Source organism: Ahrensia sp. R2A130 (assembly GCF_000179775.1).
GTDB lineage: Bacteria > Pseudomonadota > Alphaproteobacteria > Rhizobiales > Rhizobiaceae > Pseudahrensia.
Map to the genome: position 1 here is coordinate 128,119 of NZ_AEEB01000003.1, position 12,575 is coordinate 140,693.

At 56.7% G+C, this 12,575-nt stretch carries 16 protein-coding genes; 13 read left to right on the forward strand and 3 right to left on the reverse strand.

Features of this window, described 5'->3' with window-relative positions:
- The first annotated feature begins 64 nt into the window (after positions 1–64).
- The 11 genes from rpsE (at position 65) to rplQ (ending at position 8,298) form a co-directional block, all read left to right on the forward strand.
- Positions 65–640: a 30S ribosomal protein S5 gene (rpsE, locus tag R2A130_RS01360; RefSeq protein WP_009463020.1), complete on the forward strand. Its 576-nt coding sequence runs from the start codon at positions 65–67 to the stop codon at positions 638–640.
- Complete coding sequence (rpmD, locus tag R2A130_RS01365) at positions 640–831, forward strand: 50S ribosomal protein L30 (RefSeq protein ID WP_009463021.1); 192 nt, start codon at positions 640–642, stop codon at positions 829–831. The genes rpsE and rpmD overlap by 1 nt, the downstream gene beginning before the upstream one ends.
- Positions 832–848: 17 nt before the next feature.
- A complete protein-coding gene (gene rplO / locus R2A130_RS01370) occupies positions 849–1,328 on the forward strand; it encodes a 50S ribosomal protein L15 (protein ID WP_009463022.1) in 480 nt (159 codons plus the stop codon).
- Between the two features lie 153 nt (positions 1,329–1,481).
- Positions 1,482–2,255: an imm11 family protein gene (locus R2A130_RS01375; protein ID WP_211098022.1), complete on the forward strand. Its 774-nt coding sequence runs from the start codon at positions 1,482–1,484 to the stop codon at positions 2,253–2,255.
- 9 nt (positions 2,256–2,264) lie between these two features.
- Positions 2,265–3,221 (forward strand): permease, encoded by a 957-nt coding sequence (locus R2A130_RS01380; RefSeq protein ID WP_009463024.1) that lies wholly within the window; start codon positions 2,265–2,267, stop codon positions 3,219–3,221.
- A gap of 154 nt (positions 3,222–3,375) precedes the next feature.
- Positions 3,376–4,776, forward strand: coding sequence for a preprotein translocase subunit SecY (gene secY, locus R2A130_RS01385; protein ID WP_009463025.1), 1,401 nt, complete (start codon positions 3,376–3,378; stop codon positions 4,774–4,776).
- Positions 4,773–5,423, forward strand: coding sequence for an adenylate kinase (locus R2A130_RS01390; protein WP_009463026.1), 651 nt, complete (start codon positions 4,773–4,775; stop codon positions 5,421–5,423). Before secY ends, R2A130_RS01390 begins: the two co-directional genes overlap by 4 nt.
- Positions 5,424–5,730: 307 nt before the next feature.
- Positions 5,731–6,099 (forward strand): 30S ribosomal protein S13, encoded by a 369-nt coding sequence (rpsM, locus tag R2A130_RS01395; protein WP_009463027.1) that lies wholly within the window; start codon positions 5,731–5,733, stop codon positions 6,097–6,099.
- 173 nt (positions 6,100–6,272) lie between these two features.
- Positions 6,273–6,662, forward strand: a complete 390-nt coding sequence (gene rpsK, locus R2A130_RS01400; protein ID WP_009463029.1) for a 30S ribosomal protein S11 — start codon at positions 6,273–6,275, stop codon at positions 6,660–6,662.
- A gap of 116 nt (positions 6,663–6,778) precedes the next feature.
- Entirely contained in the window at positions 6,779–7,786 is a 1,008-nt protein-coding gene (locus tag R2A130_RS01405; protein ID WP_009463030.1) for a DNA-directed RNA polymerase subunit alpha, read from the forward strand.
- A gap of 68 nt (positions 7,787–7,854) precedes the next feature.
- The gene (gene rplQ, locus R2A130_RS01410; RefSeq protein WP_009463031.1) at positions 7,855–8,298 is read left to right on the forward strand and encodes a 50S ribosomal protein L17; all 444 of its coding nucleotides are present in this window, start codon (positions 7,855–7,857) and stop codon (positions 8,296–8,298) included.
- 91 nt (positions 8,299–8,389) lie between these two features.
- Here rplQ and R2A130_RS01415 read toward each other — a convergent pair whose 3' ends face one another.
- Positions 8,390–8,821 (reverse strand): VOC family protein, encoded by a 432-nt coding sequence (locus tag R2A130_RS01415; protein ID WP_247869229.1) that lies wholly within the window; start codon positions 8,819–8,821, stop codon positions 8,390–8,392.
- Positions 8,811–9,242, reverse strand: coding sequence for a hypothetical protein (locus tag R2A130_RS01420; RefSeq protein WP_009463033.1), 432 nt, complete (start codon positions 9,240–9,242; stop codon positions 8,811–8,813). Before R2A130_RS01420 ends, R2A130_RS01415 begins: the two co-directional genes overlap by 11 nt.
- 71 nt (positions 9,243–9,313) lie before the next feature.
- On the opposite strand from R2A130_RS01420, the gene R2A130_RS01425 reads away from it, so the two are divergent.
- Together R2A130_RS01425 and R2A130_RS01430 are read left to right on the forward strand one after the other, a co-directional pair.
- A complete protein-coding gene (locus tag R2A130_RS01425) occupies positions 9,314–10,732 on the forward strand; it encodes a DegQ family serine endoprotease (protein WP_040304496.1) in 1,419 nt (472 codons plus the stop codon).
- A 6-nt stretch (positions 10,733–10,738) separates the two neighbouring features.
- Positions 10,739–12,061, forward strand: a complete 1,323-nt coding sequence (locus R2A130_RS01430; RefSeq protein WP_009463035.1) for a replication-associated recombination protein A — start codon at positions 10,739–10,741, stop codon at positions 12,059–12,061.
- On the opposite strand, the gene R2A130_RS01435 is transcribed toward R2A130_RS01430, so the two are convergent.
- Positions 12,058–12,459 (reverse strand): hypothetical protein, encoded by a 402-nt coding sequence (locus tag R2A130_RS01435; RefSeq protein WP_009463036.1) that lies wholly within the window; start codon positions 12,457–12,459, stop codon positions 12,058–12,060. The two genes, R2A130_RS01430 and R2A130_RS01435, sit on opposite strands and share 4 nt — an antisense overlap.
- Between the last annotated feature and the right edge of the window lie 116 nt (positions 12,460–12,575).

Here is a 12,575-nt window from a genome sequence, read left to right on the forward strand (position 1 = left end):
TTCACCGGCAAGTCGTCTGATTTGCCAAATGTTTGTGCACCCGGAAAAGAATAAGGAACAGGATATGGCACAACGTCCCGAACGCGGAGGCCGTAACAACCGCCGCGATGAGAAGCCAGATGATGGCTTCACCGACAAACTAGTTCACATCAACCGCGTGGCCAAAGTGGTTAAAGGCGGTAAGCGTTTTGGTTTTGCTGCACTCGTCGTTGTCGGCGATCAGAAAGGCCGCGTTGGTTTTGGCCACGGTAAAGCTCGCGAAGTCCCAGAGGCTATCCGCAAAGCTTCCGAAGCTGCAAAACGCGATCTGATCTTCGTGCCATTGGCCGACGGTCGCACGCTGCACCACGATGTTCACGGTCGCCACGGCGCCGGTAAAATCATTATGCGCGCCGCACCTGCCGGTACCGGCATCATTGCTGGTGGTCCTGTTCGTGCTGTCTTCGAAATGGTCGGCATGTCTGATGTTGTTGCCAAGTCGCTCGGTTCTTCGAACCCGTACAACATGGTTCGTGCAGCTTTCGACGGCCTCAAGCGCCAGATGCACCCCAAAGACATCGCTTCGCAGCGTGGTCTGAAATACTCCACTCTTCAGGAGCGTCGTCGCGACCTGATCGGTGCGGAAGCGGGTGCTGAATAATGGCTGATAAGAAAACAGTGACCGTGGAGCAGATCGGTTCGCCGCTGCGCCGCCCCAAGGATCAGCGTCAGACCCTAGTCGGTCTCGGCCTGAACAAGATGAACCGTCGTCGCACGCTGGAAGATACTCCTTCCGTGCGCGGCATGATCCGCAAGGTTTCTCACCTCGTCAAAGTCGTCGACGAAGCCTAAGCAGGAGGATCTGAATTATGAAACTCAATGAAATCTCCGACAACGAAGGCGCAACGCCAAGCCGCAAGCGCGTTGGTCGTGGCATTGGTTCCGGCACCGGCAAGACCGGTGGTCGCGGTGTGAAGGGGCAGAAGTCCCGTTCCGGTGTAGCCATCAAGGGTTACGAAGGCGGGCAGATGCCAATCTATCGTCGTCTGCCAAAGCGTGGTTTCTCGAACGCACAGTTCGCGAACAAGTACAATGAAGTCTCCATCGCCCGCCTTGAAAAGGCAGTCGAAGCTGGCAAGTTGGACGTCAAGAAAACTGTCGATGCAGCAGCTTTGAAAGAAGCCGGTGTCATCCGTCGCGAGCTCGACGGTGTCCGCATCCTCGGTGGTTCCGAAGCCAAGTCGAAGTTCAACCTCGACGTGACCGGGGCCTCCAAAGGCGCCATCGAAGCCATCGAAAAAGCCGGTGGCTCTATCAAGGTCGCCGCTAAGGAAGCCGCCGCTGAATAAGCGACGCCTCTTGCGACAAAGATCAGAGGCCCGGTGCGAAAGCATCGGGCCTTTTTCGTTGATGAATTTGAAAACTGTTGCCGTGCGCCTTACCGGACATTGCAATGCGAGAACCACTCAAACTTCACCCTACAGTCGCGCATACTATCGACCGTGAGACAATTGAGCGTCTCGGCGCCCAAAAAATATGATTTCATTTTCTTTCGAACGGGTAAAACCAAAATGGCTGCAACGGTTGAATTACAACATAGTGGGAAGTTTTACAGAACGAAGGGTGAATGCCTGAACGTCAAGGGCGAGCGTTATAAGGATGGTCTTTCTGCTTGGCATAAAGCTTACGATCTTAGCAATATGGCGGTCGCATCTTACGAAGGCGTTCCTGTCCCAGTAGACATCGCACCAGACACTGTGCGCCTGACGCAAGGTGGGAAGCTCTACGATAGCAACATCTTTGTTGGCGTGCCGCTTTTCAGCGAGCGGTTTCGGCAGGCAGTCGAGGATATAGAACCCGGCGTTCATCAATTCCTGCCGGTGAAGGTCATTGGTGTCGATGGTGAGTCATATTCCGAGCCATGGTGGTCTTTCAACATTTGTCAGTTGGTTGATTCCATCAGCCCCGAGTTGGGCGGTGTTTATAAGCAGGAATGGGAATACCTTCGTGAAGAAAAATACGAAAAATTCACATGGAATATAAAGTCTGGGTGGTTGCCGGGTCGCGTTCCTGAGCCAGACGATAGCGACCCGTACAATCCCTACACGATGAACCCGAGCAAGAAACTCGCCGTTTATAAGGATCGCATTGCCGGCCGTGCGGCATGGATCGACAGCCGGTTACCCCGCACATTTTATTCCGATGCCCTTATGGCGCGCATCGAGGCCGAGGGCATGGAAGGTTTCTACGTCGTCCATCACTGGAAAGAGATCTAGGGCAACAAGATGAACACTCATCAGTATCTACGATCTCTGGTCAGTCGTACCGCCACGACCTTCCTAAAGCTCGTCAAAATCATGCTGCCGGTGATGATCTTTGTTCGTATCGCTGACCAGCTCGGTTTCTCGAAATGGCTGGGCGATGTTCTTGCGCCGGTCATGTGTCTGGTCGGCTTGCCGGGTGAGGCGGGGCTGGTTTGGGCCATTGCTTTGCTCACCGGTTTTTATGGTGGAGTAGGCGGTTTGGTGGCGCTCGTGGCGACGGTGGAATTGACAGCACTGCAACTCAATATTCTGCTGTCGATGATCATGTTCGCTCACGCGCTTCCGGTGGAGCAATCCATCGTTCGTGCGGCAGGCGTGAGCGCAGTGGCCACCGGTCTGGTGCGAATCGCCACAGCGATCACATTCGGGTTTTTGCTGTGGCACATCGGTAGTGCGACTGAGGTGCTCACGGAGCCTGCACAGTTGGGCTTCCTGCCGGAGGTCCAAACGGATACAGGTTGGTTGGCATGGACCATCTCAACCATTCGTACACTCGGTTTTATGCTCCTCATTCTGTTCGTTCTTCTCGCATTATTGGACTGTATTCGCCGCATCGGCCTGTTCGATCGTCTGACAGCACTCCTCACGCCGTTCTTCCGCATGATTGGCATCGTGCCCGCGCTTGCCCCATTGGTGACCATCGGCATGTTGCTTGGCCTCAGTTATGGTGGCGGACTGATCGTTGAGGAGACGAAGAAGCGCCAATACAGCCGTCGCGAGTTGTTCACGCCATTGGCTGGCCTCTCGATTATTCATGCCGTTCTGGAAGATACATTTGTCGCCATCGCCCTTGGTGCGAACATTTGGATCATTCTTGTTTGGCATACGCTCTACGCCTTTGCGGTTATTGCCTTGATTGGTGGGATCATTCAGCTTTGGCCTCGAAAGACGATTGCCCCAAAGCGCCACTCTCTCTAAGGAAGGCGTGATCGTTTTGCAGCGTGTGTGACTACGTGCGACTGCATGCTTGAAATTACAGTGGTGCGGACCCCACATGGGGCGTTCCATGCAGAGCCGGTCGTTTGTTGCCTGAAAGGGCAGGGCGACATCAGCGGACACAGCGGAGACTTCTATGGCATCAGCTGCCGAACAACTTGCCGCCAATCTGAACTACAAAACGTTTTCCAAGGCGACCGACCTTAAGAAGCGTATCTGGTTCACCCTTTTGGCGCTTATCGTTTATCGCCTTGGCACATATATTCCTGTGCCAGGCATCAATCCGGAGCAGTTGCAGGCGGCATTCGACCAGCAGAGCCAAGGCGTGTTGGGTCTGGTGAACATGTTTGCCGGTGGCGCTGTGGAGCGCTTGGCGATCTTCGCGCTAGGCATCATGCCGTATATTTCGGCCTCCATCATCATGCAGCTTATGACGTCGGTTATTCCGACGCTGGAAGCGCTGAAGAAAGAGGGCGAGCAGGGCCGCAAGGTCATCAACCAATACACCCGCTATGGCACGGTTATTCTTGGCACGGCGCAGGCCTACGGCATCGCTATCGGCCTGAACGGCGCTGAAGGCATGGTGCTGAACCCCGGTTGGTTCTTTATTCTCACCACGGTCGTGACGCTTGTTGGCGGCACCATGTTCCTCATGTGGCTGGGTGAGCAGATCACCGCACGCGGCATCGGTAATGGTATTTCCCTCATCATCTTCGCAGGCATCGTGGCAGCTCTTCCGGGCGCTCTGGCGCAGCTGCTGGATGCTGGTGCAACAGGCTCGATCTCCACACTCACCATGCTTGGTGTGTTGGTGGCCATCATTGCGCTCATCGCGTTCATCGTCTTCATTGAACGCGCTCAGCGTCGCTTGTTGATTCAGTATCCAAAGCGTCAGGTCGGCAACAAAATGTTCCAGGGGGATTCGTCCCATCTGCCTCTGAAGCTGAACACCGCTGGCGTCATTCCGCCGATCTTTGCATCGTCTTTGCTGCTGTTGCCTGCCACGATCACCGGCTTTTCCGCCGCTGGCGAGCAGGGCGAGTGGGCAGCATGGATTTCCGCCTTCCTCGGCCGCGGTCAGCCGGGCTACTTGCTGTTCTACGGCGGCATGATCCTGTTCTTCGCGTTCTTCTACACGGCCATCGTGTTCAACCCGAAGGAAACCGCTGACAACCTTAAACAGCATGGTGGTTTTATTCCGGGCATTCGCCCCGGTGACCGCACGGCTGAATATATTGATTACGTGCTCACCCGCATCACCGTGGCAGGTGCGATCTATCTGGTCTTCGTCTGTCTGCTGCCCGAAATGTTCCTGACGGGACTGGGCATCTCTGTTTTCCTCGGCGGCACGTCGTTGCTCATCGTTGTTTCGGTAACGATGGATACGGTGCAACAGGTGCAAAGCCACTTGTTTGCCCAGCAATATGAGGGTCTGATCCAGAAATCGAAGTTGCGCGGGGCGAAATCGTCCGGCGCGAGGGGAGGAACGCCGGGCGGTAAGCCGGGCGGTCGCAAGACGGGACGACGCAAGAAATGAGACTAATCCTACTTGGCCCTCCCGGGGCCGGCAAAGGTACGCAGGCACACCGGCTGGTGGAAGAGCACAAAATCCCGCAGCTCTCTACAGGCGATATGCTTCGCGCTGCCGTGGCGGCTGGAACCGAAACAGGCCTCCGCGCCAAAGCAATCATGGATGCAGGCAAGCTGGTGTCTGACGATGTGGTCAACGCAATTGTCTCTGATCGCATTGACGAAGCAGACTGCGCTAACGGGTTCATTCTCGATGGCTACCCTCGCACGTTGCCGCAAGCTGATGCGGTAGAAGCGATGTTGGCTGAGAAGGGCACGGCGCTCGATGCCGTCGTTGAACTTCGTGTCGATGATGATGCCATGGTCGAGCGCGTGGCCGGTCGATACACCTGTGCCAATTGCGGAGCCGGCTACCACGACACATTGAACAAGCCGGAAGCCGAAGGCGTTTGCGACAAATGTGGTTCCAAAGAATTCAAGCGTCGCCCAGACGACAACGCGGAAGCCATGCGCACCCGCCTTCAAGTCTATTACAAAGAAACCTCTCCGCTCATCGGCTACTATTACGCCAAAGAGAAACTGCGCACCGTCGATGGCATGGGCGCAATCGATCAGGTGAGTGAAGAAATCGGTGCGGTACTCGCGCAGGTTTAACGACATCTGTTCTGCTCCAACCAAAATGCGAGCAGAACAGCACTTGACCGGAAGCTTGACAGTCCTACCTGTCATGTGTTGACGCGCGAAGGCTTCACGCTTAAGACGCACCAACAATCCGCTACATTAATAGTGATCGGATTCGGAATGCTCCTCAAATGGGGATCAATTCGAGCGGTCGCTCTGGGCTTTGGCCCCGCACTATGCGGGCGTTCTGGTCCGCAAACCATTCGCATACCGCGACTTTCTTCCCACCGGCGGCGCCAAGCTGCTGGATCGGGAACATCAACTTGGCAAGGAGAGCAGCGTGGCTCGTATCGCTGGCGTCAACATCCCAACTAATAAGCGCACTGTTATTGCGCTTCAGTACATTCACGGCATTGGTCAGAAAAACGCCAATGAGATCGTGACGAAGGCTAACATTCCAATGGAACGCCGCGTCAACCAGCTGACGGACGCAGAAGTTCTGCAGATCCGTGAGATCATTGATGCTGACTACATGGTGGAAGGTGACCTGCGTCGCGACACTTCCATGAACATCAAGCGCCTCATGGACCTTGGTTGCTACCGCGGCCTGCGCCACCGTCGCAGCCTGCCGGTTCGTGGCCAGCGCACGCACACCAACGCCCGCACCCGTAAGGGCCCGGCGAAGGCTATTGCAGGCAAAAAGAAATAAGGTCGTGCGCCGTTAGGCGTACGTTTCTTACCGGGGGCGCACCGTTCTGGTGCCGTCCCCGTTAGCGCGTTTAACGCGCGTTATAATGAAGGCGCGTTTATGGCGCGCTTGAATGAAATCCGATGTAGCCGCTGGAATCACGGCGGTGACGATATCCCAAAAGGAAGACTGAAATGGCAAAAGACGCCGCTCGCGTAAAACGCAAAGAGCGCAAGAACATCGCCTCGGGCGTTGCTCATGTGAACTCCACCTTCAACAACACCATGATCACCATTACAGATGCACAGGGCAACACAATTGCTTGGTCGTCTGCTGGTGCTCAGGGCTTCAAAGGCTCGCGTAAGTCGACGCCATTTGCTGCACAGGTTGCTGCTGAAGATGCCGGTAAGAAGGCTCAGGACCACGGCATGAAAACTTTGGAAGTTGAGGTTCGTGGCCCCGGTTCCGGTCGTGAATCCGCGCTTCGCGCTCTTCAGTCCATCGGCTTCGTCATCACGTCCATCCGCGACGTGACCTCCGTGCCGCATAACGGCTGCCGCGCCCGCAAACAGCGCCGCGTCTAAAATCCACTGCCGCGCGGCAAGCAATTGCCGCGCCTTCTCGCCCCGAACCCATCCCGCGGGGCGGACCATCATTTGCTGCGATTGGATGGCAGCAATTTGTATTGAAGGATTACCCCATGATCCACCGCAATTGGCAGGAACTGATTAAACCCACCAAGCTGGACGTAAGCTCCAACGGCACCAAAGGCACTTTGGTTGCAGAGCCACTTGAGCGCGGCTTTGGCCTGACGCTCGGTAACGCGCTTCGCCGCGTTCTGCTTTCCAGCCTCCAGGGTGCTGCTGTTACCGCTGTCCAGATCGATGGCGTGTTGCACGAATTCTCATCGATCCCTGGCGTTCGTGAAGATGTCACCGACATCATCTTGAACATCAAGGAACTTGCCATCCGTATGGAAGGCGAAGGCCCGAAACGCATGGTTGTGCGTAAAGAAGGCGCTGGCGTGGTTACCGCCGGCGACATTCAGACCGTTGGCGATCTCGAAATCCTCAACCCGGAACACGTGCTCTGCACGCTGGACGAAGACGCAGAAATCCGCATGGAATTCACCGTCGATACCGGTAAGGGCTACGTCGCTGCGGACCGCAACCGTCCCGAAGATGCGCCTATCGGCCTCATTCCGGTCGACGCGCTGTTCTCGCCTGTCCGTAAGGTTTCTTACAAGACGGAGAACACCCGTGAGGGCCAGGTTCTCGACTATGACAAGCTGACCATGACCATCGAAACCGATGGTTCGGTTACGCCGGAAGATGCCGTCGCTTACGGCGCACGTATCCTTCAGGACCAGTTGTCGATCTTCGTGAACTTCGAAGAGCCTCAGAAAGAAGTCGTTCAGGAGCAGGTTACCGAACTCGCGTTCAACCCTGCGCTGCTCAAGAAGGTCGACGAGTTGGAGCTTTCCGTTCGTTCCGCCAACTGCCTCAAGAACGACAATATCGTCTATATCGGCGATCTCATCCAGAAGACCGAAGGCGAGATGCTCCGCACCCCGAACTTCGGTCGCAAGTCGCTCAACGAGATCAAAGAGGTTCTGGCTACGATGGGTCTCCATCTCGGCATGGAAATTCCAGCATGGCCGCCAGAGAACATCGACGATCTGGCCAAGCGTTACGAAGACCAATACTAAGCTTCATACCAATTTCAACGCTCCGGGCTTAAGTCCTAGGCCGGAGCTTTTCCTACAGGAGAAGGCATATGAGACACCGTAAACAAGGGCGTAAGCTCAATCGTACACAGAGCCACCGCAAAGCCATGTTCATGAACATGTCGCAGGCGCTGCTGACACACGAACAGATCGTGACAACTCTGCCCAAGGCGAAAGAACTACGTTCTATCGTCGATAAGCTGATCACACTGGGCAAGCGCGGCGATCTTCACGCTCGTCGTCAGGCGCTCTCGCAGCTGCAGGACAACGAAGTCGTCAAGAAGCTCTTCTCGACGCTTGGCGAGCGCTACAAGGAACGTCCAGGTGGTTACACCCGCGTCCTGAAAGCTGGTTTCCGCTACGGCGACAACGCACCGATGGCCGTCATCGAACTGGTTGACCGCGACGTCGATGCCAAGGGCAAAGCAGACCGCGAGCGCATGGAAGCTGAAGAAGCTGAAATGGGCACCGCACCTGCCGAGGCCGCTGCGTAAACCGCAAGCGTCATCGTAAGAATTGAAAACGGCGGTCCCTCATCGGGCCGCCGTTTTTCGTTTCAGATACTGGTTGCATTATTCGCAGCCGTTACGGGTTGGCGATACCGTCATAGCAAGCGAAGGCAAGCTTGTTCCCGTCAGGGTCACGCATGTAGGCGACATAGAACTTGTCGCCGTATTGTTCGGGTCTGAATCCGGGTGCGCCTTCATCCGTTCCGCCGAGCTTTATTCCGATGCTGTGGAGGTCATCCACCATCGAAGCGCGGGGCAATCTGAAGGCGGTCATGGTTCCATTTCCCACGGTCGCAGGCTGGTCATCGAATGGCGTACAGACGAAAAATCGCGGAACGGCTTCGTCACTCTTGTCGCCCCAACAAAAGACCTGATCGTCCTCGAAACAGAGCGATAACCCCATCTTTTCGAAAATCGGATCGTAGAACGCTTTCGATCTCGCCAGATCAGACGAACCCAGCGTCACATAGCCGATCATGCCGCCAGATTTTTCAGAGCTACTGGCCAAATGACTTCCCATCCCAGCGCACTTTTCCGGTGCCGAGCGAACTGGTGATGATGATGGTGGGTTTTTCACCGCCACTAATTTTCGCGTCATTGGCCAATACTTCGAAGGCCGGTTTCAACAAGCCGCGTTTGGTCCGCACGTAAATTTGAATGGTGCAATTCTTCGGCCCGCAGCGCTCGTTCTTACGCTTTTTTGCACAGCGAATCTTACGGTGATTCACCAGAAGATCGGGGCGTCCATCGCCGGTCAGATCCTTTTCTTGAAAGGCGTCACTGGCAGCTTTGGCGCGCTTGCGGCTGCCACAGGCTTCCGCCATCTGTTCTTTCGCCACATAGGCGCCCGCTTTGGACGGTTGGGCTTGTGATACGCTAGGTGTTAAAACGGCGATTGCTGCCGCCAACAGGGTTGCGGTTCGGATCATCTTGGGGCCTTTCTGCTACGCAAAACTTTTGCAGGGCTAAGGAAGGATGACCGACCTTGGTAAATAAATTGATGAGAGCGACTTTGCCCATGCGACTGACCCGTTTTGCCGCAGCACTTGCTGTGCTTTTTGCTACGCCCATTGCTGCTGCCTACGCGCAAACTGCGGTTCCGCAAACGCGGGAGCAGGTGACGTATTCCTACGCGCCGCTGGTGAAGCAGATCGCACCTGCCGTGGTGAATGTTTATGCCGCCCGCGAAGTGCCGCAACGCCGTTCGCCCTTTGCTGGCGATCCGTTTTTCGAGCGATTCTTTGGCCGCGAGTTTTCCGGCAAACCGCAGCGCCGCCAAAGTCAGTCGCTCGGTTCCGGCGTCATCGTTTCTGCGGATGGCCTCGTGATCACCAACAACCACGTTATCGAAAACGCCGATGAGGTGAAGATCGCACTCGCTGATGGGCGTGAGTACGAGGCCGAGATCAAGCTGATCGATAAGAAGTCCGATCTGGCCGTGCTTCAGTTTAAGCCGGAAGGTGAGCTGCCGGTCGTAAAACTTGGCGATAGCGAAAGTCTCGAAGTGGGCGACCTGGTGCTCGCCATCGGCAACCCGTTCGGTGTCGGGCAGACGGTCACATCCGGTATCGTCTCGGCACTCGCCCGCAGTCAAAACGGCGTCAACGATTTCGGTTTCTTCATCCAGACCGATGCTTCCATCAACCCGGGTAATTCCGGCGGTGCATTGGTGGCGATGAACGGTAACCTGATCGGCATCAACACTGCGATTTATTCTCGCTCCGGCGGGTCGAACGGCATCGGCTTCGCCGTGCCGTCCAACATGGTGCAGGTTGTGTTGAACAGCGTGCGCCTCGGTTCTTCGACACTGATGCGCCCATGGATCGGCGCGCAGTTTCAGGCCGTCACCGCAGAAATTGCAGAATCGGTTGGCCTTGATCGGCCGCAAGGTGCGTTGGTCGCAGGCGTGTTCGGCGGTAGCCCCGCAGAGGCGGCTGGCCTGCAGTTGGGTGACGTCATTCTGGCCATCGACGGCAAGGCGGTGCCCCATGTGGATGCGCTCGGCTACCGGTTGGCCACTGCCGGTCTGGACCGTACAGCCAGCCTGACCGTGCTGTCGCGCAGCACCCGTAGCGAATTGACCTTGAAGCTGGCCGCCGCACCGGAAGTGCCCGTGCGGGACACGCGCTTGCTCCGTGGTCGTTCTCCTTTCGCCGGTCTCACGGTCATCAACCTGTCGCCACGCACTGCACAGGAGCTTGAGATTCCTGATCGTGTTCGCGGCGTGGTCGTCAGCAAAGTCGATCAGCGCAGCCCGGCGCGTCGTCTCGGTTTTCGTGCTGGCGATGTGCTGCTCGACATCAATGGGCGTGATGTTTCCAGCACCAAGGTGATGGAAGATATCGCCAGCCGCCGTGCTAATGGCTGGCGCTTTGCCATCGAGCGTGAGGGAAAAGTCCTGCGCCAGTTCTTGCGCTAGACCCTTATGAGCGACCTGTTCGGATCATCGAAAGAAGCGCAGGACCTGAAGGCTGACGGCCTGCGACCGCTCGCGGACAGGCTGCGCCCGAAAACGCTGGACGAGGTCGTAGGCCAAGACCACCTGCTGGGCGAAAACGGTGCGTTGCGTCGTATGCTGGAAGCGCCGAGTTTGGGATCGATGGTCTTCTGGGGCCCACCCGGCTCAGGCAAGACCACGGTTGCTCGATTGCTGGCCGACGAGGGTGAGCATCATTTCGAGCAGATCAGCGCTATTTTCACCGGTGTTGCCGATTTGAAAAAAGTGTTCGAGCAGGCCCGCATTCGCGCTGGCAATGGCCGCCGTACATTGCTCTTCGTCGACGAGATTCACCGCTTCAACCGCGCCCAGCAGGACAGTTTTCTGCCGGTCATGGAAGACGGGACGATCACGCTCATCGGCGCGACGACGGAAAATCCCAGTTTTGAATTGAACGCGGCTGTCCTGTCCCGCGCCCGCGTGCTTACCTTCCGTCCCCATGACGACGATAGCCTACGCAGCCTCATGGCCCGTGCAGAAACCACCGAAGGCAGAGCGCTGCCGCTCACCGATGACGCCCGCGAAAGCCTGCTGCGTATGGCGGATGGTGATGGTCGTGCCGTGCTGACCTTGATCGAAGAAGCATGGCGGGCCGCCCGTGATGGCGAGACGTTCGATGTCGAGCAGCTGCAAGAGATCGTCCAGCGTCGCGCACCGATTTACGACAAGGCGCAGGAGGGCCATTACAACCTCATTTCCGCGCTGCACAAGGCCGTGCGCGGCTCTGACCCGGACGCAGCACTCTACTATCTCACACGCATGATGGACGCTGGCGAAGACCCGCTCTTTCTGGCCCGCAGGCTGGTGCGTATGGCAAGCGAAGACATAGGGCAGGCGGACCCGCAGGCGCTGGTGGTCTGCATCGCGGCGCGGGACGCTTATCAGTTTCTCGGCTCTCCGGAGGGTGAGTTAGCACTGGCTCAGGCCTGCGTTCACCTTGCCACGGCTCCGAAATCCAACGCTGTCTATGTGGCCTTCAAGGCCGCCATGAGGACGGCGAAAGAAGAGGGGTCGCTTGCCCCGCCAAAGTGCATCTTGAACGCACCTACCAAGTTGATGAAAGACGAGGGCTACGGCACGGGCTATCTGTACGATCCCGACCAACCGGACGGCTTTTCAGGGCAAGACTATTTTCCGGAACGCATGGGCCGCAAACAGTTTTACAAACCTGTCGATCGCGGCTTCGAACGCGAAATAGGCAAGCGGCTAGACTATTGGTCCCGCCTTCGCGCCGAGCGTCAGAAAAACTAGCTTCCGCTGCGACCACGCTTCAGCCGGATGCGAACCGGGTTTGGTTCATGATCGTACAAGGCACCCGAAGCAACATCGACCGCACCAAGAACCGAGCCGCCCGGCGCAATGACTGCAACTGCCGTGGTGCCGAGCGCTGCTTTCTTGTTGATTTTACGGCCCACTTTTACAGTCTGCGTGCGGTAGCCCTTTTTCGATGCGGTGACCGTGAATACTTTGCGGCGTTTGACCTTGAAGCTGCAGGGCGCGGTGCAGCTTTCGCCCAATGATGTCGTCACCTTCGCACCACGCGGTTGCACGATGACTTTAACGTTCTCGGTCGATTTACGTTTGGCCGTTTGACAGCCGGTGATCGCGGTACAAGCTGCGAGACCAATGATGAGTGCGGTCGTTTTCATATCTGCGTTTCCGTTTCCCCAAATGCCGAGCCGCAAGTGTGACGCGCAAATTCGTGCGGGCATAGCTGAATTTCTGCACACGCTTAATGGTGGCACCGCGCTGCCCATCCGGCTAA